Here is a 20,270-nt window from a genome sequence, read left to right as displayed (position 1 = left end):
CGGCTCCCCCGCCATCATCATTGACCCCATGTTCCCGACGACCCACGCGCCGATCACCGCAGGCATCGCCCTGCCGGTGACGGCTGCCGTCGTCGCGGACGTCGCAGCATTCGCAGCACTCCCCTTCGCCGCGTTCACCGGCGTCCGAAGCTGACCCTCCCCGCCCAGGCGGGAACCGAGCGGGGAGGGTGGCCCGCTTCCGGTTCTCGTTTCCAGCTTCGTTCCGTTCCAGCTTCAGGGGATCGATCCACCATGTCCAAGCAGCAGTTCGCGCGCACCAAGCCGCACCTCAACATCGGCACGATGGGCCACGTCGACCACGGCAAGACCACCCTGACCGCCGCCATCACCAAGGTCCTGGCCGAGCGGCGGGGCGGCAGCAACCGCTACGTCGCCTTCGACCGGATCGACCGGGCGCCGGAGGAGGTCAGCCGCGGGATCACGATCAACATCGCGCACGTCGAGTACGAGACCGAGCACCGGCACTACGCGCACGTCGACATGCCCGGCCACGCCGACTACGTGAAGAACATGATCACCGGCGCCGCGCAGGTGGACGGCGCGATCCTGGTGGTGTCGGCGCAGGACGGGGCGATGCCGCAGACGCGCGAGCACATCCTGCTGGCCCGCCAGGTCGGCGTCCCGCACGTGGTGGTCGCGCTCAACAAGGCGGACCTGGTCGAGGACGAGGAGCTGCTGGACCTGGTGGAGCTGGAGATCAGGGAGCTGCTGACCGCGCAGGGCTTCCCCGGCGACGAGGCGGCCGTGGTGCGGGTGTCCGGGCTGCGGGCGCTGGAGGGCGACCCGCTGTGGACGCAGCGGATCCTGGACCTGCTGGCGGCCGTGGACACCACGGTCCCGGACCCGGTCCGGGACCTGGCGTCCCCGTTCCTGATGCCGGTGGAGAACGTGCTGACCATCACCGGCCGCGGCACGGTGGTCACCGGCGCGGTCGAGCGCGGCACCCTGGCCCTCGGCTCCCCGATCGAGGTCACCGGCCACGGTGAGTCCTTCACCGCGGTCGTCACCGGCATCGAGACCTTCGGCCGGACGATGGACGCGGCCCAGGCCGGCGACAACGCGGCGCTGCTGCTGCGCGGCGTCCGCCGGGAGCAGATCCGCCGCGGCCAGGTCCTCGCCGCCCCGCGCAGCATCCGCCCCCACCGGCGGTTCCGCGCGGAGGTGTACGTGCTGTCGGCGGCCGAGGGCGGCCGCCACACCGGCTTCGGCGCGGGCTACCGACCGCAGTTCCACTTCCGGACCACGGACGTGGTCGGCGCGGTCGAGCTGCCCGACGGCGGCCAGGCGCTGCCCGGCGACCGCGTCACGATGACGGTCGAGCTCGGCCACGGCGTGGCGATGGAGCCCGGGCTCGGGTTCGCCATCCGGGAGGGCGGGCGGACGGTCGGGGCCGGGACGGTGCTGGAGCTGGTGGAGGCGGAGTAGCCACCGTTTCGGGGAACTGAGGTGACGCGCGGTGAGGTCGTCCGTCGAGGGCGGCCTCACCGCGTCGTCATGGAGAGGTCAGTCCTCGGCGTTCCCGGACCCAGAGTTCGATGTCCGGGTCCCGGCTTCGGGCAGGATCAGCGAGCAGCTGCTCGATGCGCGCCGGATCGGCGACGTCCACGGTGAGAATGAGCTCTCGGTCCGGGTCGGAACCCAGCGCCCGCCGGGTCGCGAAGGTCGGCGTTGTGAGCTCCGCCAACGCGTTCTCCATATCCAGGAGCCAGCGCATCCGCGGGAACGCCTCCTCGGTCAGGCGCTGTGCGAGGGCCGTCCCGCAGGCGTCGAGGCCGTCGAGATCGTCGAGGGCCCACCGTCGCCTGAAGGCGTAGGGAGGCGTCTCGTCCGGCCGGAACGACCACTCGTTCGGCGGCATGAGATAGGCGTTCAGGAAGATGCCGGCCCGATCCGGTTCCTTGCGTTCCAAGAGGTATGGATGCAGCGAGCCGGAGAACTCCCAATACGAAAGTGGGAGTAGTGCGTAGCCGACCTCGAAATAGACGCCCGCCGGGGAGATGTTAAAGGTGTTGAAGTAGAGCAAGGTATGCGAATGCGGGCCCTTCAGGCGGAAGTAGCGTCCCGTCCGGAGATACCTTCCTGCTTCGCCGCTGGCGCGACGTGCTTCCTGATGATGGCATCAAGTGGCGCGACCATCTCCGACGTTCTTCCCCCGCTTCAGACACAGCACCGTAGCCAGTGCCGCCAATCCCGTCGCCACACCGAACACCACGATCAGCCCCTGGTGGAAGGGCCCTGACAGCAAGTGTGGGAAGAACTCACGTCCGGTCAGCGTACTCGTCGCCGACGGAGTCAACGTGTTGAGCACACCGCCGGCGGACAGCAGGTGCTCGACCGGGTTCACGCCGAGCACGGCCGCGAACAGTGACGACACCGGTGGCAGCTGCGCCACCTGCGCGGCCGCGTGCGCCGAGACGCCTTGTGCCTGAAGTCCTGCGCTGAGGGTGTGGGGAAGGCTGCCGGCCAGGCCGGCGATCATCAGTGAGAAGAACACGCCGATCGAGACCGCGGTGCCCGAGTTCTGGAACGTGGCACGCATCCCGGAGGCGGCGCCGCGGCGTTCGGCCGGGACGCTGCTCATGATGGAGGACGAGTTCGGGGCGGCGAACATGCCGCTACCGATGCCGTTGGCGGCGATCAGGGCGGCGAAGGCCCAGTAGGGGAAGTCGACGGGGAGCAGAATCAGGCCTATGAAGCTGGCGCCGAAGACCGTGGTGCCGGCGATGGCCAGGCCGCGGGAGCCGAAGCGGTCGGACAGGTGGCCGGACACCGGGCCTGATATCAGGAATCCGACGGTCAGCGGGAGCAGGAAGATGCCCGCCCACAGTGGCGTGTCCGCGTAGTCGTAGCCGTGCAGGGGCAGCCAGATGCCCTGGAGCCAGATGATGAGGATGAACTGCAGGCCGCCGCGTGCCACCGACACCGCGAGCGCCGCCGCGTTGCCGACGGTGAAGTCGCGGATGCGGAACAGGGACAGGTCGAACATCGGCTCGGCGGTGCGGGTCTCGATCACCCAGAACGCGGCGAGCATGGCCGCGCCGCCGCCGAGCAGCACCATCACGGACGGGTCGGACCAGCCCATGGCGTGGCCGTGGTAGGGCTGCAGGCCCTGGGTGACGCCGATCAGCACGCCGCCGAGACCCAGGGCGAAGGTGACGTTGCCCCACCAGTCGATCCGCCCGCCGGTGGCCCGGCTGGTCTCGCGCAGCCGCCGGTAGGCCCAGTACGTGCCGAACACGCCGACCGGCACGTTCACCCAGAACACCGCGCGCCAGTCCCAGGCCGAGAGCAGCCCGCCGGCCACCAGCCCGATGAACATCCCGGCCAGGGCCGCGACCTGGTTGAGGCCCAGGGCGAAGCCGCGGCGGTCGGGCGGGAAGGCGTCGGTGAGGATCGCGGCGGAGTTGGCCATCAGCATCGCGCCGCCGACGGCCTGCAGCAGCCGCCAGCCGATCAGCCAGTCCGCGCCGTGCGTGCCGACGAAGGGGTCGAAGGACAGCAGCACGGAGGCGATGGTGAACACCATGAACCCGGCGTTGTAGATGCGCACGCGGCCGTACATGTCGCCGAGCCGGCCCAGGGAGACCACGAACACCGCCTGCACCAGCCGGTAGCCCATGATCATCCACAGCAGGTAGACGATGTTCCCGGGGGCCAGCGGGTCCAGGTGGATGCCGCGGAAGATCGGCGGCAGGGCGATCAGCACGATCGACCCGTCCAGCGCCGACATGAACATGGCAGCGGTGGTGTTGGTCAGCGCCACCCACTGGTAACGCCTGTCCGCCTCCGCCTGGACGGCGGTCGCGACCGCCATCAGATCTTCTCCGCGAGGCGCTGAATCAGCGGCGCGGCCTCGGCCAGCGTCCGCAGCTCCTCCGCCGTGAACCCGTCGGCGAGCGCGTCGGCGATCAGCCGGGCCCGGGCGCTGCGCTTGAGCCGCAGCATCTCGCGCCCGGCGTCGGTCAGCGACGTCACCGAGCGCCGCCGGTCCGCCTCGTCCCGCCGCCGCTCGACCAGGCCCTTGTCCTCCAGCACGCCGAGCGTGATGCCCATCGCCTGCGGGCTGATCTGCTCGATCCGGGCCAGTTCGGCCGCGGTCGCCGGGCCGCCGCGGTCCAGCCGGCCGAGCGCCGAGCGCTCCGGGAGGGTGAGCTCGCCGGGGGCCGGGGACTGGCGCATGCGCCGCACCATCAGCGAGATCGCGCCGAAGAGGGAGGTGGAGATGTCGTCAAGCCCGCGTGCGCCCATATAGCCAACCTAGATTGATAAACCTGGGTTGGCAATCGCGGTTGCCGATCAGCCTGAGGCGTCGTCCAGCCGCAGCCGCGTCGTGATCCGGTACCGGTCGCCGCGATAGACGGAGTGCACGAACTCGACGACCCTGCCGACGGAGTCCTTCGTCGTGCGCTCGATCTGGAGCAGGGGGGCGTAGACGTCCACGTCGAGCAGCTCGGCCTGCTCGGGATTGGCGACCGTGGGCTCCATGGTCTGCACGGCCTCGCTCACCACGATGCCGTGCCGGTCGCGCAGTAGGTGATAGAAGTTGCCGGACTCCATATCCGCGGGGCCCAGGCCCGGGACGAGCGCCGCGGGGACGTCGATCCGCTCGATCGCCATCGGCTCCTCCTCGACGACGCGCACGCGCACGATCCGCAGGATCGGCTCATCGAGGGGAACGGCGAAGCGGGTGGCGCGGGAGGCCCCGGCCGCCGACGTCCTGAACGACACGACCTGGCTGGTCCACACGCCCTCGGCGGACGGCGCGGCCAGCGCGGTGGCCGGGTCGCCGGTCAGCGCCTGGTCGATCTTGCGGGGGTTGGTGAACGTGCCGCGGCCCTGGTGGCGGACCAGGTGGCCGGAGTCGACCAGCTCCTGCAGCGCCGCGCGCACCGTCGGGCGCGAGACGCCCAGGGCCGCGGCCATGTCGCGTTCGGAGTCCAGGCTGGTGCCCGGCGCGGCGGCGTCGATCAGCTGCAGCACATGGTCCCGCACCCGGTCGCGTTTGGCCGTGGCCACCTTGCGGGCCGGGCGTGTCTGGCTGCCTGTCACATCGGATGATTCTGCCAGGTCCGGTCGCCCGAAATCTGCTCGGCGCCGGCGCGCGCAGGGCGGTGCGGCCCGGTCTCAGGGCGGGCCGCACCGCCGGTCGGAGGGGAATCAGCTGGTGGGAACGGTGTCCTTGAAGTGCGTCCCCCCGCTGTAGTAGCCGTCGACCGCGGCCTGCACGTCGGACGGCGACTGCGCGACGCCCTTCGCGAAGTACACCCAGTTCACCTTCTCGTCCCAGGTCCGGGCACCGGTGAACGGCAGGTCGATGAACCACTCGTTGAAGTCGATGGTCATCGCCTGGCGCGGGTAGTACTTGCCGGTGCTGGAGAACACCTGCTTGCCGTCGATGAAGTAGGTGACGGTACCGCCGTAGACGGTGGCGACCAGCGTGTGCCAGCCCTGCAGGCTCCCGGTGGTGTCGGTGGTGACCCGGTCCATGGCGTCGGCGCTGTACCAGGTGGTCGTGTACATCGACTGCGCAGGGCCGCCCCAGCCGCCGTTCGGCAGGTACTCGAAGTCGTCCTCGCTGTAGAGCGAGTTGTCCGGGGTGATGGTGTAGAAGGTCTCGTTGACGTGGTCCCCGTTCGCGCCGGTGGACGGGGCGTCGTTGAAGTAGACGCGCGCGGCGTAGGTGCCCTCGAAGAACTTCTGCTGCGTGGTGTCGATCTCGGCCTGCTTGGTCCCGGCGGTGGTGCCGTCGGTGGACGCCTTCAGGTTCATGACGTGCCCGCCCTCGGCCGTGGCGTCGGCCGGGAAGGTGAACGCGTCGGCGGCCCAGGTGTTCTGCACGCCCGGCCCACCGGAGCCGGTGCGGATCGCCCAGCCGTGCGCGGCCAGGTTCGGGTCGGCCGGGCCGGTGTACGAGAAGTCGTCGAACAGCACCCCGGACGGGTTGCCGCCGCCGGTGCTCGGCGTGGTCGAGGGGGTCGTGCTCGGCGTCGTGGACGGGCTCGTGGGGTTCCCGCCGGGCGCCGTGCCGGAGACGATCGCCCCGTCCACCGCGAGGGTGATCGTGCTCGACGGTCCGTACGAGGTCTGCGACGCGTCGAACGAGTAGTCGTTCCCCTGGTTCACCGGGGCCCAGCCCGCGGCGTTCAGCCGCAGCTGGAGGTCGCCGGTCGAGGCCCCGGGCGCCAGGGTGCCGCCGGTGAACCCGACTTCCAGGTAGTGGTCGGCGGTCGCGGTCGGCGAGGCGAGGGTGCCGACGGTTCCGGTGACGTTCCCGCAGCCCAGTTGCGCCCACTCGCAGGCGAACTGGTACGACGGCGCGGAGTCGGCGGTGAAGTAGTACCGGATCTTCACGGTCGCCAGGCTGAGCGTGGAGCCACCGGTGTTGGTGACGGTGAGCCAGGGCTCGATCATGTCCGATCCGGTGGATCCGACGTGGTACGCCAGCGTGGCCGGAGCGCCGCCGGCGTGCGCCGCCGTGGAGAACACGGCGGCGGTCAGGCCGCAGGCGCCGGCCAGGCTCGCGGCGGCGAACGCGGCCACGGAGCGGCGGCCGGCGGGAGTGGGGGTGTGGGGCATGGTGGGAACTCCTTGTTGACCATAGGTAACTTTTTGGAGTGCTGGCGTTCAGGATGCGAACGAGCCATTGGTCTGTCAAGAGGCGATGCCACCTCGCCAGGTAGAGCCACTACACAGCCATTCGCCGCGATCACTCTTGACCTCTGGCCAATTCTGGACGGGGCGTTGACATGACCAATGGACAAGTGCAAGAGTCCCGTCGCACGATCAGCGTTCCGCCCTCCGCATCCCTCTGGACCTCTCGAAGACGAGGATCATCATGCGTATCCGCATTCCGGCCGGACTGGCCGCGGGCATCGTGCTCGCGCTCGGCGCCACGGCCTGTTCCAGCAGCACCAGCTCCGGACCCACGGGCACCTCGACCCCCGCCTCCGGCGGCAACGCCGGCAAGACCCTGACCGTCTGGTACATGGACGGCGACCTGTCCGACGCCGCGGTCAAGGCGATCAACGACAAGTTCACGGCGCTGACCGGAGCGCAGGTGAAGGTCCAGATCCAGCAGTGGGACGGGATCAACACCAAGGTCGCCACCGCGCTGGCCCAGGACAACCCGCCGGACGTGCTGGAGATCGGCAACACCGACGTCCCGCTGTTCGCCGCCAGCGGCGGCCTGTCCGACATCACCTCGGCCCTTCCCGACCTCCAGGCCGGCGGCCAGCACTGGCTGCCGGGGCTCGAGGGCCCGGCCACGGTCGGCGGCAAGAGCTTCGGCGCGCCGCTGTTCGCCGGCAACCGCGCGGTGATCTACAACAAGAAGATCTGGGCCGCCGCCGGCATCACCGCACCGCCGACGACCTTCGCGCAGCTGACAGCCGACCTGGACGCCGTCAAGGCCAAGAACACCGCGCCGGACTTCTCAGCGTTCTACTTCCCCGGCAAGTACTGGCACGGCGCGCTTCAGTTCGTCTGGGACGCCGGCGGCCAGCTGGCGGCCCAGTCCGGCGGCAAGTGGACCGGAACGCTGGAGTCCGCCGAGGCCCAGAAGGGACTGACGGCTTGGAAGGACTTCGTCGGCAAGTACTCCTCAGCGGCCTCCCGCGACGTCGAGACCACCGCGCCGGACTTCAACACCCTGTTCGCCCAGGGCAAGGCCGGGGCGATCCTGAACTCCAGCATCAACTCCATCCTGAAGGTCGGCCCGTCGCTGAAGGACCAGATCGGCACCTTCCCGTTCCCGAGCGCGACCGACGGCCGGACCCAGCCGGTGTTCCTCGGCGGCTCGGACCTGGCGATCGCCGCCAAGAGCAAGAATCAGTCGCTGGCACTGGCCTACCTGAAGGCCGCCACCGACCCCGCCGTCCAGGCCTCGGCGATCGTCGGCATCGACCACTGGATCCCGGCCTCGACCGAGGTGATCGACCAGACCATCGGTTCCCTTCCGGCCACCTCCCAGGCCTTCTTCACCGCCGCCAAGACCTCGGTGCCGACCCCGGCGGTGGCCGGCTGGGCGACCGTCGAGTCGGACAAGTCGATCGACGACTTCTTCGCGGACATCGCCACCGGACGGAAGTCGCCGGCCGAGGCCGCCAAGTCGCTGGATGCGCACTTGGACCAGGCGTTGAACGCGCCGGTGAGCTGAGGGGCTGTCCTGTGCCGGACCCGATGGCCTACTCCTACGAATGATGAGGAACCGCTCCTTGAACGCGATACCCACCTCCGCACCCGGGCGCCGCGGCACGGCGCCGCCCAGGCGCGTCGCGCCCGGACCACCCGGACCCCCCGCCGCACGCCGCCCGCGCCGCACGCCCCAGCCCTACATCCTGCTGGCCCCGGCGCTCGTGCTGCTGGCCGTGGTCGTCGGCTATCCGCTGGTCCGGCTCGGCGTCATCTCCACCCAGGGTTTCGGTCTCCGGACGCTGATCACCGGGCGGACCAGCTCGGTCGGTGCCGCCAACTACACCGCGATCCTGCACGACGCGCAGCTGGCGCCGATCCTGCTGCGGACCGTGGTCTTCGCCGCGACGCTGGTGGCCGGGACCGTCGCGGTCGGGCTCGGCGCGGCGTTGATGATGGTCGCCGTGGGTCGCCGGCTGCGCTCGGCGATGATGCTCGCGCTGCTCGGCGCCTGGGCGATGCCGACGGTCGCCTCCACGCTGGTCTGGCAGTGGCTGTTCCAGCCCACCTACGGTGTCGTGAACTGGCTGCTGACGCAGCTGCGGGTGTTCGGCGACTACCGGCAGCACGACTTCCTGGCGCATCCGGTCTCCGGGTTCGTGGTGGTCTGGCTGCTGGTGGTGTGGATATCCGTGCCCTTCGTCGCGTTGACGCTGTACGCCGGCCTGACCCAGATCCCCGGCGAGTACCACGAGGCCGCCGCGATCGACGGCGCCGGGTACTGGCGGCGGGTGCGGACCGTGACGCTGCCGTTCCTGCGGCCGGTGCTGATGCTGGTCACGGTGATGTCGGTGATCTGGGACTTCAACGTCTTCAACCAGATCTGGATCCTGACCAAGGGCGGGCCGGACGGCGGGACCACCACCATCGCGATCTGGTCGTTCACCAAGGCCTTCGCCTCCCAGTCCTATGGTCAGGGTGCTGCGATCGCCGTGTTCTCGGTGGTGCTGCTGGCGGTGCTTGCCGGCTGGTGGGTGCGGCGGCTGGTCGTGGCCGGGGAGGAGGCATGAGGACCTCGCGCCGGGCCCGGATGCTGCTGAACGGCGCGGGCATGCTGTTCGCCGTCGTCTGGGCGTTCCCCGTCTACTGGATGGTCACCACGGCCTTCAAGCCGCAGCACGACATCCTCACGTCCACGCCGCACTTCCTGCCGTTCCCCCTGACGCTGGCCAACTTCGCCGACGCCGTGCGCAAGCCGCACTTCGGCGCTTACGTCGTCAACAGCCTGGCGGTCACGCTGACCGTGGTGGCCGTGGCCACCGCCGTCGGGTTCCTGGCCGCGCTGGCGCTGGCGCGGTTCCGGTTCGTGGGGCGGCGCGCGATCCTCGTCACGATCCTGGCGATCCAGATGATCCCGGCGCCGGCGCTGGTGATCCCGCTGTTCCTGACCATGAAGAGCATGCACCTGCTGAACAACCTGCTCTCGCTGGGGCTCACCTACACCGCGTTCGTGGTCCCGCTGACCGTGTGGGTGCTGCGCGGGTTCGCGCAGGGCGTCCCGGTCGAGCTGGAGGAGGCGGCGCGGCTCGACGGGGCCGGTCCCGCGCAAGTGATCCGGCACGTCATGCTGCCGCTGCTGGCGCCGGGGATCATCGCCACGTCGATCTTCGCGTTCATCACCGCGTGGAACGACTACGTGTACGCGTACGTGATGATGAAGGACGACGCGCACTACACGCTGCCGGTCTGGCTGGCGACGTTCTCCACCAACACCGGCACCGACTACGCGGGCCTGATCGCCGGCTCGACGCTGTTCGCGCTGCCCGCCGTGGCGTTCTTCATGATCGCGCAGACCAAGCTGACCGCCGGGATGACCGCCGGCGCCGTCAAGGGCTGACAGAGAGGCACCTTGTGATCATCCCCCGCCCCGCCGAGTACACCGCGCTGCCGGGAGAGTTCGTTCTGGGACCGGCGTTGAATCTGCTGGCCGGTCCCGGTGCGCAGCGCGCCGGCGCGTTGCTGGCCGAGTATCTGGGCGCTGACAGAGTGCGGGCGGCTGTCGGTCCGCCGGTGATCCTGCGCGTGGACGCCGATGCGCACGAGCATCCGCAAGGGTACGAGCTGGTGGTCGAGCCGGAACAGGTGACGTTGGCGGCGCCGAGTGAAGCAGGGCTCTTCAATGGGGTGCAGACACTGCGGCAGCTGCTGCCTCCCGAGGCGCTGGATCCGGAGACGGCGACGCCGGAATCCTGGCGCTGGCCGGCCTGCCGCGTGCGGGACGCGCCGCGGCTGGCGTGGCGCGGCATGATGCTCGACACGGCGCGGCACTTCATGCCGATCGGCTTCCTGCACCGGTTCGTGGACGAGCTGGCCCTGCACAAACTCAATGTCCTGCATCTCCACCTCACCGACGACCAGGGGTGGCGGATCGAGATCGAGGGCCTGCCGCTGCTCACGGAGATCGGCGCGGTGCGTGCGGAGTCGATGGTGGGCCGGGCCGGGTCGACCGTGTTCGACGGCGTCCCGCACGGTGGTCACTACGCGCGGCACGAGCTGGCCGCGCTGGTGGAACACGCCGAGGCCCGGGGCGTGACGATCGTTCCGGAGATCGGGATGCCGAGCCACACGAGGGCCGCCCTCGCCGCGTATCCGGAGATCGGGAACCGGCCGGATGTGCGGCTGCCGGTGTGGACGTCGTGGGGTGTCAGCGAGGACATCCTCGGGGTGCACGACGCGGCGCTCGAGTTCTGTCGGCAGGTGCTGGCCGAGGTGATGGCGGTCTTCCCTTCGCAGAACATACATATCGGCGGTGACGAGTGCCGGAGCGCGCAGTGGGCGGCCAGCACCGTCGCACGCGACCGGGCTGCGCGGCTCGGCCTGAGCGATGTGTCGCGGTTGCTGGCCTGGTTCCTGAACCAGATGCACGCCTACCTCGCCGACCACGGTCGCCGGGCCGTGTGCTGGAACGACGGCGTCGGCGGCGACCTGGACCAGGCTCTGATCACCACCGCATGGTTGAAGCCCGAACACGCGGCGGAGGCGGCCGCGCGCGGGCACCAGGTCATCATGGCGCCGCACGAGCACACGTATCTGGACTACCGGCAGACCGATCATCCGGACGAGCCGCTCTCGCCGGACGACCGGGTGCTGACCCTGGCCGACGCCTACGCCTTCGACCCGCTGCCGGCCGCACAGGCCGGAGTGCTGGGGGCGCAGGCGCAACTGTGGACGGAATGCGCGCCGACGCCTGAGGTGGTGCGGCACCTGGTGTATCCGCGGCTGTGCGCGTTGGCCGAGGGCGCATGGAGTGACCAGCGGCGTGATCCGGCGGACTTCCGGCACCGGCTGCGGCATCATCTGCGACGGCTGGCGGCTCTCAGGGCTCTGCCGGAGAGCCGTCCGGACGGCTGGGACGACGGCGTCTCGACCGCCGTCCGGAGCCGCTGAACCATGCCCGCGAAACGGGACCTGGTCCGTGCCCACCTGCTCGACTTCGCCGACGGCGCCGAGCCGGGCAGCGCGATCGTCTCCGAGCGGGAGCTGGCCGCGCAGCTCGACGTCTCGCGCCCGACCGTGCGAGCCGCCATCGAGGACCTGGTCGCCGACGGGCACCTGGTCCGGCGGCCCGGGCGGGGGACGTTCACCAGCCCGCGCAAGGTCGTGCAACAGCTGTCGGCCGACGCCTCCAGCCCGCTCGGCGTTCCGCCGGCCGAGGGCGCGTGGAGCAGCAGGGTCGTCGCGCTGCGGGTGCGGCAGGCGGGCGCGGTGCGGGCGGCGCGGTTCGCGATGGGGGTGGGCGACGAGGTCGTCCACGTCACCCGGGTGCGGCTGGTCGACGCGGAGCCGATCGCCATCGAGCGGCTGGAGCTGCCGCGGGCGCTGGTCCCGGGGCTGAGCGCGGCGGATCTGGAGGCGGGCAACTTCTACCAGCTGCTGCGGGAGCGGTACGGGGTGGTGGTCCGCGACGCGGTGCAGACCCTGGAGCCGACGGTGGCCAACCCGCACGAGGCGGAGCTGCTGGACGTCGCGGTCTACTCGCCGCTGCTGCGGATCGAACGGACGACCGCCGACGTGGCCGGGCGGACGGTGGAGTTCACGCAGTCGGTGTATCGGAGCGACCGGTACCGGATCACGTCGAGGCTGCGGTTCGACCACAGCTCGGGCTGAGGCGGAGCCGCGGAGCCGGGAGCCGAGGAATGGCCGCCCACCCGCCTCGCCGCGCACCCGCCTGTCCGCACGACCGCCTGTCCGCACGACTGCCTGGCTGCACGACCGCCTGGCTGCACGACCGCGAGACGGCACGGCCATACGACTGAACGACCAGGTGACAGTACGCCCCCATGACCCATCCGGACCACGCTGATTGAGCCGCCCCCGCCCTCCCGCGATCATGGACGGGGACCGGCCGGCCAGCGGGAGGAACAGGCATGAGCGGCATCGTCGTCGGAGTCGATGACTCCCCCTCCTCCAAGCACGCCCTGCGCTGGGCCGTCGAGGAAGCCCGCCTCCGCAAGGCAGAACTCCACGTCGTCTCCGCCTGGGAGTTCCCCTTCGCCCAGCCCACCTCCCCCGATGACGATCCGCTCCCCGGCGTCCCCTCCCTGGAACAGACCGCCCTCGCCGAACTCGGCACCGCCGTGAGCGAGGCCGGCGGCGATCCGGCCGACCCGGCCGTGATCACCGAGATCGTCCACGGCTCCCCGGCCCGCGTGCTGATCGAGGCCGCGCAGGGCGCCGACCTGCTGGTGGTGGGCTCCCGGGGCCGGGGCGGGTTCTCGGGACTGGTGCTGGGCTCGGTCGGGCGGCAGGTCATCAATCACGCGCCGTGTCCGGTCGTGGTGGTGCGGTGAACGTGGCGAGGGTGAGGACATGAGCATGGTGCAGGGCCACAGCGGGTCGGTCGAGGTCGGGCCGGACACGATCACGATCATGCGGGGCGGGCTGGCCGGGACCCTGATCGGCGGCTCCGGCCCCCGGACCATCCCGTACCGGGCGCTGTCGGCGGTCGCGTTCCAGGACGCGACGCGCGGGACGGACGGCTACCTCGCGTTCGCGTTCGGCGGACGGCCGCTGCCGGCGCCGGCGGATGCCGTGAAGCACCCGAACGCCGTGGTGTTCCGGCACCGGGATCAGGAGGAGTTCGCGCGGCTGTACCAGTACCTGAAGGACGTCGTGGCCTTCAACCTGGCCAACGGCGTCGACGTGGCCGGGGTCTACGCGGGCTCCGGCGACCCCCTGCTGGGAGTGACCGACGCCGAGATGGACGGCGGCGCCGGAACGATCGGCACTGGTGACGGGGAACGTCCGGACATCGACGCCGCGGCCGCTCGGCTGAAATGGACGCTGGGCAGCAAGCGTGAGATCAAGAAGTTGCCGGAGCACCTGATGCCCGGCGAGACGGTCACGTTCATGGCCGCCGGCCACTACAGCAAGGCCCATGGGCTGATCGTGCTGACCGACAAGCGGCTGCTGTTCCTGTGGCACGGGTTCACCGGCTCGCAAATGGTCGACTTCCCGCTGGCGGCGGTGTCGTCGGTGGAGACCAAGACGGGTATGGCGAACGGGACGCTGACGATCTACTCCGCGGGCAAGTCGTCGGAGATCGACCACGTGCTCAACGGGGACCTCAAGTTGTTGGCCGACGCCATCCGCCAGGCGACGACCGGGGCGCGGTCGGGTCCGGCGGCGAGGAGTGCTGCCGCGCCCACGCCGGCTTCGCCTTCGCCGGACGCGGACATCACGCTCGACCCCACTGAGCAGATCCGGAAGCTGGCGGACTTGCACGCCGCCGGGATCCTCACCGACCAGGAGTTCGCGACCAAGAAGGCGGAGTTGCTGGGACGGATCTGACGTTCACCCTCCGAGGAACCACATCGTCTCCCCATCTCCGCCCACGCGAAACAGTTCCCTTGCGAAGCACCAGCAGCCGCCGCTCCTCCGATCGTCCAAACAGAGCAATAGACGCGAAGCCCTCCACGAGTCCATGCCACGATCGAGGAAAATCATCCCCATCGCGAGGGCGCTCAGGCGCCTCAAGCTGAATGGTGAGCGCCGATGCCCAGGAACGCCCAGCACAGTCTCCAGCAGATCGACGATGAGCTGGACGGAAGACTGCAACTGCTGGAGAAGTCTTATGACGCGCTGGCCGAAGTGTACAGAGTTCTCGAGGACAGAGTCGGCCGACTCTTGACCGGCGTCTCGTTTCTCACCGCCGCCGTTCTCGCTCTAGCCGCGCTGAATTCATCACAGTATGCGACGCGCACCTACTATTTGGCCCCATTTCACGTTCCTCTTGCCCTGGCGACAGTGGTGGTGTTCTTGGTGACCGTCGCTTTTGCCGTGATCTTACTCATCTCCGCCATGGCGGGCCCTCTCGGACTACCGATGGTGGCCGGCGAGGAGCAAAAGGCACGCTTAGGCAGTGGCGGATACAAGAAGGATAGCCCGTGCTATGTATTCAAATCATCGCAGCTCGATTACGAAGACATCACTGATCTTGATCGATCCGAGTGGGATAGCAAGTGGTCCGGGTCCCGCCAGCTGCGCGAGTTGAAAAGGAATCGAGAAGAATCCCTGAAGGACGGAATACGCAGCCTGGCGGTGAAGATCTCGTTCAAACACGACAGGAACGCCGAGGCGGTGGTGATGTTGATCTACGCGCTCCTCGCCTTCGCCGGAGCCGTCTTCGTCGTCGCACTGGCGGCGTACCAGTCCGCCCAACCGCCCAGGTTGTCGCCTCTGCCTGTACAGGCATCCTCGCAAGCGCCGGTCGCCAGCGGACAAGCGACCGAGATCACCCTGCGACTCTGGGCGCGACTTGCACTTTCCGTTATATTCGGGACGTACTTCTGGCTGGCGCTCGCGCTTCCCAATAGGAAGGAGCAGCATTACGTTTCTTCGCGGCATCACAGCATGCACGGGTTGATGTGGAGCTCCCTGCAGTTCAAGAAACTACCCACTACGAGTCGCGTGCAGTCGGCCACGGCGCAAGGCGACCCGGTCCAACAGTCCGCAGTGCGCAGATTGCGAGGCGTCTTCTCCGCGGTGACCTTCATCCTGGTTGTGCTCATGTTGATCTATGACAACGGGTGGCCCATATGGGCAAAAGCCGCGGTGATCATCCCGGAGTTGTTGCTGGTCTACGCCTGCATTGCGATCTACGTATCGATCGTGCGACGCAGTAGGCCGTACCGCACACAGCGAGGGCTGGATTTCTATGTGGAGATCGTGGTCGTAATCATGATCTCCATGATGGCGGTCGGGGGCGTCACCAGTGAGCTCAACGGGTGGTACTTCGGGCAGTTCATGGCGGTCTGGCTGGCGTCGCTCGTTCTTCTGGTCGCCGCTTTGCTTCGACCCACGCTCGTCCTCTCGATGAAGCATGCCTATCACCAGGCAAGGAATGTTCCGGCAATGCATTTCGACGGCGTGATCCGAAATCATGGTGAGCACAGGGTCGCCCGATAGTCGGCTCTTCACAACGTGAGGTGCAGCCGGGGACCGAAATGCGCCGGGGCGCCCGTCAAGGATCGGCGCCGGCTCGATGCCGGCGGCGGCGCGTGATGCCGGATGGGCCGTCGGGGATGATGTCGGCGTGGAGTATGTGTCTAGGGTGCCCGGTCCGCCGCTGGACGGGCTGATCGACGACCTCTACTACCTGGAGGGCGCTCCGCCGTACTCTCGGTTGATGCTGCCGGCGGCGCCCGCGCCATTGCTCATCGTCAACCTCGGGGCGCCGTTTCTCATCCGCGCAGGCACCGACGTAGACGCCGTGGAGTACGCCGACGGCTGCGCGGTCACCACTCCCACGCGCGCGTGGGAGTTCAGCTACCCGACCCCGACCCGGTCCGTGGGCGTCCACTTCAGGCCGTGGGGGCTGGCACCGTTCCTTCCGATGCCCGCGGCCGAGTTGTGCGACCGACCTGCGAGGTTGGAGCAGATCTGGGGCCAGCCTGCTATCGCTGAGTTGCGACACCGACTGGCCTTGGCGGACGCACCGCACGAGATGCTGATGGTGCTCGAGGAGGAACTGATGCGACGGCTGCGGGTGATCGACGGTCTTGACCTGGTCCGCCAAATGAGCAGCGCCGTCGCGGCGACAGGCGGGACGGTGCCGATCGGCGACATCGGTGTGGCGGCCCGCGCCAGCAGCACGTATGTGGCGAAACGGTTCAAGGCCGTAGTCGGAGTCACGCCGAAGCGGCTGGCTCGCAGCTACCGCTTCAGCTCCACCGTGTTGGCGCTCGACGTCACTGCACCGATCGACTGGGGAGACGTTGCCGCTGGCGCGGGCTACTTCGACCAGGCCCACTTCGTGCGCGAGTTCCGGGAGTTCACCGGGCTCACGCCGACCCGGTACGCCGAAGTCCGGCGGCGATTCCTGCGCGATCATCCCGACCACGTCCTGGACGGCTGGCCGCTCCCAGCCGATTGATTTCGTACAAGAGCGACAGGTCGCGCCGCACAAGACTTGGGACTCCGGACAGAGGAGGAAGGTGGTGAATCCATGGGAAACGTGGTCATGAACGCGTCGGTTTCGGTGGATGGTCTCATCGCGGATGAGAACGACGATCCCGGTCCGATCTTCGAGTGGCTGGTCAGCGGTGACGTGCCGTTGGACGACGGTGGTGTTCTGAAGGTGTCGCAGGCGTCCTACGACTACGTCCGGCCGTACTGGGACCAGATCGGGGTGACGATCGCCGGCCGCCACGTCTTCGACCTGACCGAGGGCTGGGACGGGACGCCTCCGAGCGGGGTCGACCACGTGGTCATCGTGACGCACCGGCCGGCGCCCGAGGGCTGGGCCCCTGAGGCGCCGTTTCACTTCGTCGACGGCGTCGAGGCGGCCGTGGCCAAGGCCCGGGAGCTTGCGGGTGACCGCATCGTCGAGGTCGCCGCGGGTGACGTCGGTGGGCAGATGCTTGCCGCGGGGCTGGTCGACGAGGTGCGCATGGACGTCGCACCCGTGGTGCTCGGGTCCGGTAAGCGCTACTTCGGATCCGTCGACGTGCAGCACCTGCTGGAAGGCCCAGAGGTGGTTGTTCAGGGCAACCGGGTGCTTCACCTGCGCTATCGGGTGCGTCGTTGACCGATCTGAGTGGGTACGCGAAGAAGCGCGCTGCGACGGTGCCCGGCAGCACGGGCGGCCCGGCGGTCAGCTACGCCACCGCCGATGCCGCAGTGAGGACTCGTTCCGGGGCTTCGCGTGGCACCGGCCGGTCACGGAATGCCCGGACGGAGCGGCGGGTGTCCACGGCTTCGTATACATCCACGATTTTCCACGCTAGATCACCCCGTTGTGGCGTCGACGTCCAGGTCCGGACCGTTGGTGACGCTCCGTGAATCAGTGTTCTCCCATATAGCACCTCGCGCATCCAGTCACGAGGATGACGCCTGACGAGGCGTGGGACACGCTCGCGCACGTCATCGGGAGGATCCATGGGTTCACGGGAAAGGCACGGATCCACGGGGATGTCGAGGCGCCACCGCCTCGCCGCGGGGTTGTCGGTCATCGCGCTCGCGCTCGGCGGCACGTTGGCCGCGCAGACCGCGAAGCCGTCGACGGCGTCGGCGTTCGGCACCATCAACGGCCTGGGGCAGCGCTCCGAGCACGAGCGGATCACGCGCGCCGCGCTGGCGTGCGCGCCGGGGGTGAAGTCCACCGGGGACTGCTTCGAGCCCCGGTCGATGGACCAGCTGGCGGGGCACTCGGGGACGTTCGGGGCGGTGGGGTCGCCGGACCTGGACGAGTTCAACGATCCGGCCGCGCACTGCGACAACGCCGACTACCTGAACGTGGCGGGGTATCCGCAGTCGCGGGCGACGGCCACGGCGAACCTGCTCGCGTGTGTCAACCACCTGCGGCAGCGGTTCGGGCAGGGTGTCGACGGCGCGGCGGGACTCTTCGACAGCAATGGCGACCTGCGCGGCGACCAGGTGGACATCACCTCCGACTGCACCTTCGGGGGCGGGTTCTCCGGGCGGGCCAAGTGCAACGCGATCGAAGGGCTGGGGCGCGCGCTGCACGGCGCCCAGGACTTCTACTCGCACAGCAACTGGGCTGACCAGTCGGATCCGAGCAAGCCGATCAGCATCTCCAACCCGCCCGGGCTGGGGCTGCCGGGGCCGTCGCCGATCCTGGACCTGGCCGGGACGTCCACGCCGGCGATCCCGACCGATCTCACGACCGGGTACTACGCGGGCATCTTCAGCGACAAGTGCCCGGGCAAGAACCGGGTCACCCACGCCTGCATGAACAAGGACGAGGCGCTCATCGACCCGGCCAGCGGCGCCGCCTCCGACCCGAGGACGCCGCGCGGGCAGATCGGCTCCAACGAGCAGGCCGCGGTGTCGGGCGCGATCGCCGAGACGCGGCGGCAGTGGTCCGACTTCAAGACCGCGATCATCAACCGCTACGGCGCCGACCTGGGCAACCGGATGATCCTGGCGATCTGCCAGGACGTCCCGAAGGTCGACCTGGTCTTCGCGATCGACACCACCGGCAGCATGTCGCCCTACATCGACGCGACGGTCACGGCCGCCAACACCATCCTCGACGACCTGTCCGGCAAGGGCACGCCGGCCCGCCTGGCCGACTTCCGCATCGGACTCGTCGACTACAAGGACGTCGACTCGGAGATCCCGGGCTGCCCGCCGGACTACGACGCGGTGGTGGATCTGAACTTCGCGACCAAACGCACCGACATCGTCAACGCCCTGGGCACGCTGCCCGGGAAGGTCGGCGGCGGCTGCGACATCCCCGAGGACGTGCTCTCCGGCGTCCAGACGGCCGTGAACTACCCGTGGCGCAACGGCGTCACGAAGGCCATCGTCACGATGGGCGACGCCCCCGGCCACGACCCCGAGAACCACAGCGGCCTGACCTCCGCCTCGGTGATCGCCGCCGCGAACGCCGTCGATCCGGCCTCGGTCTACCCGATCCTGGTCGGCTACGACACGTCGGCGACCAGCTTCATGACCCACCTGGCGACCGGCACCGGCGGCCAGACCTTCAGCAGCAACGCCCCCGGCGGCGTCGGCGGCGCCCTGGTGGCCGCGATCACGCAGATCACGAACACGCCGCCCGGCGGCGACACCACCCCGCCGACGGTCAAGCTGACCTTCCCGACCGCGCCCGGCTCGCAGGAAGGCGTCTTCAACGCCTCCCAGACGCCGGTCACCGGAACGGTGACCGCCACCGATCCCTCCGGGGTGCGGGCGATCGACTGCACCGACGGCCTCGGCGGCCTGGCCGAGGGGCCGATGACCGTCGACGCGACCGGCAAGGCCACCCGCACCCTGAGCGTCACCGGCGACGGCCAGCACATCGTCGTGTGCGGCGCGACCGACGACTCTCCGGCGCGGAACACCGGCGCCGCCGACGGCTCGGACTACGCCGCGGCCCTGGAGCTGGACTCGGCCCCGCCGACCGTGGCGTGCAGCGTGACACCCAGCGAGATCTGGCCGCCGGACAAGCAGATGATCCCGGTGGAGGCGACCGTGACCGTGGACGACGCGTTCTCCGGCCCGGCCGGGTTCACGCTGAAGTCGGTGACGGCGAACGAACCGATCGACCCCGGCGACATCCAGGGCTTCAGCATCGGGACGCCGGACACCAGCGGCTCGCTGCTCGCCGGGCGGTTGGGCTCCGGTGGGGGGCGTGTCTATACGCTTACTTATGAGGGAGTTGATATGGCTGGCAACACCGCTACTTGCTCGACGACGGTGACGGTGCCGCACAACCAGTAGAGGGGTGGATGAGGCATGGAGGGAGCTGAGGAGCTCAGAGGAGGTCAGAAGGGACCTGAGGGCCTGAGAGGCACGAGGGCCTGAGGAGGACCGGAGGGGGCGGGTTCGTGGCGCCGGGTGCAGTGAGGGTTGGGTTCAAAGGCGTTGATACGACCTTCGGCCACGGTGTTGATGGTGCGGGGTGGTGGTCGGTGTGTACCTGGATCGGCCTCTGTCCCCGTGTTCACGATCCCGCCCCGGCCTGGGCCTCTTCGGGCGCGGTTCGAATCCAGCTGGTGTGCTGGTTTCGTGGGGTGGTGATGGATCCACCGGGACGGTCAAGGTCAAAAGCGCCTCCGGCGGCGCTTCCAGCGGGGGCCTCGCTCGGGGAA

General features: G+C 69.3%; 18 protein-coding genes and 1 pseudogene. 13 read left to right on the top strand and 6 right to left on the bottom strand.

Annotated features, from left to right (window positions below; genetic code table 11):
* The first annotated feature begins 28 nt into the window (after positions 1-28).
* Together ABD466_RS26140 and tuf are read left to right on the top strand one after the other, a co-directional pair.
* Complete coding sequence (locus ABD466_RS26140) at positions 29-154, top strand: hypothetical protein (RefSeq protein ID WP_344659818.1); 126 nt, start codon at positions 29-31, stop codon at positions 152-154.
* Positions 155-252: 98 nt separating this feature from the next.
* Entirely contained in the window at positions 253-1,446 is a 1,194-nt protein-coding gene (gene tuf, locus ABD466_RS26135) for an elongation factor Tu (RefSeq protein ID WP_344659817.1), read from the top strand.
* A gap of 67 nt (positions 1,447-1,513) precedes the next feature.
* On the opposite strand, the gene ABD466_RS26130 is transcribed toward tuf, so the two are convergent.
* The 5 genes from ABD466_RS26130 to ABD466_RS26110 form a co-directional block, all read right to left on the bottom strand.
* Complete coding sequence (locus ABD466_RS26130) at positions 1,514-2,044, bottom strand: hypothetical protein (RefSeq protein ID WP_344659816.1); 531 nt, start codon at positions 2,042-2,044, stop codon at positions 1,514-1,516.
* 96 nt (positions 2,045-2,140) lie between these two features.
* Positions 2,141-3,835: an MFS transporter gene (locus ABD466_RS26125; protein WP_344659815.1), complete on the bottom strand. Its 1,695-nt coding sequence runs from the start codon at positions 3,833-3,835 to the stop codon at positions 2,141-2,143.
* The gene (locus ABD466_RS26120) at positions 3,835-4,269 is read right to left on the bottom strand and encodes a MarR family winged helix-turn-helix transcriptional regulator (RefSeq protein ID WP_344659814.1); all 435 of its coding nucleotides are present in this window, start codon (positions 4,267-4,269) and stop codon (positions 3,835-3,837) included. The genes ABD466_RS26125 and ABD466_RS26120 overlap by 1 nt, the downstream gene beginning before the upstream one ends.
* A gap of 48 nt (positions 4,270-4,317) precedes the next feature.
* Positions 4,318-5,070 carry a GntR family transcriptional regulator gene (locus tag ABD466_RS26115; RefSeq protein ID WP_344659813.1) on the bottom strand — a complete coding sequence of 251 codons (753 nt, stop codon included), beginning with the start codon at positions 5,068-5,070 and terminating at the stop codon, positions 4,318-4,320.
* A 108-nt stretch (positions 5,071-5,178) separates the two neighbouring features.
* Positions 5,179-6,597, bottom strand: a complete 1,419-nt coding sequence (locus ABD466_RS26110) for a cellulose binding domain-containing protein (protein WP_344659812.1) — start codon at positions 6,595-6,597, stop codon at positions 5,179-5,181.
* Between the two features lie 259 nt (positions 6,598-6,856).
* Between ABD466_RS26110 and ABD466_RS26105 the strand changes: the two genes are divergently transcribed.
* The 10 genes from ABD466_RS26105 to ABD466_RS26060 all read left to right on the top strand — a co-directional run bounded on the left by ABD466_RS26105 (position 6,857) and on the right by ABD466_RS26060 (position 17,239).
* Positions 6,857-8,176, top strand: a complete 1,320-nt coding sequence (locus tag ABD466_RS26105; protein WP_344659811.1) for an extracellular solute-binding protein — start codon at positions 6,857-6,859, stop codon at positions 8,174-8,176.
* Between the two features lie 58 nt (positions 8,177-8,234).
* Complete coding sequence (locus tag ABD466_RS26100; RefSeq protein ID WP_344659810.1) at positions 8,235-9,221, top strand: carbohydrate ABC transporter permease; 987 nt, start codon at positions 8,235-8,237, stop codon at positions 9,219-9,221.
* On the top strand, positions 9,218-10,048 hold the full coding sequence (locus ABD466_RS26095) for a carbohydrate ABC transporter permease (protein ID WP_344659809.1): 831 nt from the start codon (positions 9,218-9,220) through the stop codon (positions 10,046-10,048). Before ABD466_RS26100 ends, ABD466_RS26095 begins: the two co-directional genes overlap by 4 nt.
* A gap of 14 nt (positions 10,049-10,062) precedes the next feature.
* Positions 10,063-11,598 carry a beta-N-acetylhexosaminidase gene (locus ABD466_RS26090; protein WP_344659808.1) on the top strand — a complete coding sequence of 512 codons (1,536 nt, stop codon included), beginning with the start codon at positions 10,063-10,065 and terminating at the stop codon, positions 11,596-11,598.
* Between the two features lie 3 nt (positions 11,599-11,601).
* Positions 11,602-12,318 (top strand): GntR family transcriptional regulator, encoded by a 717-nt coding sequence (locus ABD466_RS26085; RefSeq protein WP_344659807.1) that lies wholly within the window; start codon positions 11,602-11,604, stop codon positions 12,316-12,318.
* 260 nt (positions 12,319-12,578) lie between these two features.
* The gene (locus ABD466_RS26080) at positions 12,579-13,001 is read left to right on the top strand and encodes a universal stress protein (RefSeq protein WP_344659806.1); all 423 of its coding nucleotides are present in this window, start codon (positions 12,579-12,581) and stop codon (positions 12,999-13,001) included.
* Between the two features lie 19 nt (positions 13,002-13,020).
* Positions 13,021-14,001 (top strand): PH domain-containing protein, encoded by a 981-nt coding sequence (locus ABD466_RS26075; protein WP_344659805.1) that lies wholly within the window; start codon positions 13,021-13,023, stop codon positions 13,999-14,001.
* 204 nt (positions 14,002-14,205) lie between these two features.
* A complete protein-coding gene (locus ABD466_RS26070) occupies positions 14,206-15,618 on the top strand; it encodes a hypothetical protein (RefSeq protein WP_344659804.1) in 1,413 nt (470 codons plus the stop codon).
* Positions 15,619-15,694: 76 nt separating this feature from the next.
* Positions 15,695-16,585, top strand: a complete 891-nt coding sequence (locus tag ABD466_RS26065) for a helix-turn-helix domain-containing protein (RefSeq protein WP_344659803.1) — start codon at positions 15,695-15,697, stop codon at positions 16,583-16,585.
* Between the two features lie 72 nt (positions 16,586-16,657).
* Positions 16,658-17,239, top strand: coding sequence for a dihydrofolate reductase family protein (locus tag ABD466_RS26060; RefSeq protein WP_344659802.1), 582 nt, complete (start codon positions 16,658-16,660; stop codon positions 17,237-17,239).
* Positions 17,240-17,321: 82 nt separating this feature from the next.
* Here the strand turns inward: ABD466_RS26060 and ABD466_RS26055 are convergent.
* Positions 17,322-17,423, bottom strand: a pseudogene (locus ABD466_RS26055) (nitroreductase); the annotation flags it as partial.
* Between the two features lie 199 nt (positions 17,424-17,622).
* On the opposite strand from ABD466_RS26055, the gene ABD466_RS26050 reads away from it, so the two are divergent.
* Entirely contained in the window at positions 17,623-19,899 is a 2,277-nt protein-coding gene (locus ABD466_RS26050; protein ID WP_344659801.1) for a vWA domain-containing protein, read from the top strand.
* Positions 19,900-20,270: the final 371 nt, after the last annotated feature.

This window comes from Catenulispora subtropica (genome assembly GCF_039531675.1).
Classification (GTDB): Bacteria; Actinomycetota; Actinomycetes; order Streptomycetales; family Catenulisporaceae; genus Catenulispora; species Catenulispora subtropica.
The sequence above is the reverse complement of the archived record's forward strand: the minus strand, read 5'-3'. Positions and strand labels throughout refer to the sequence as shown.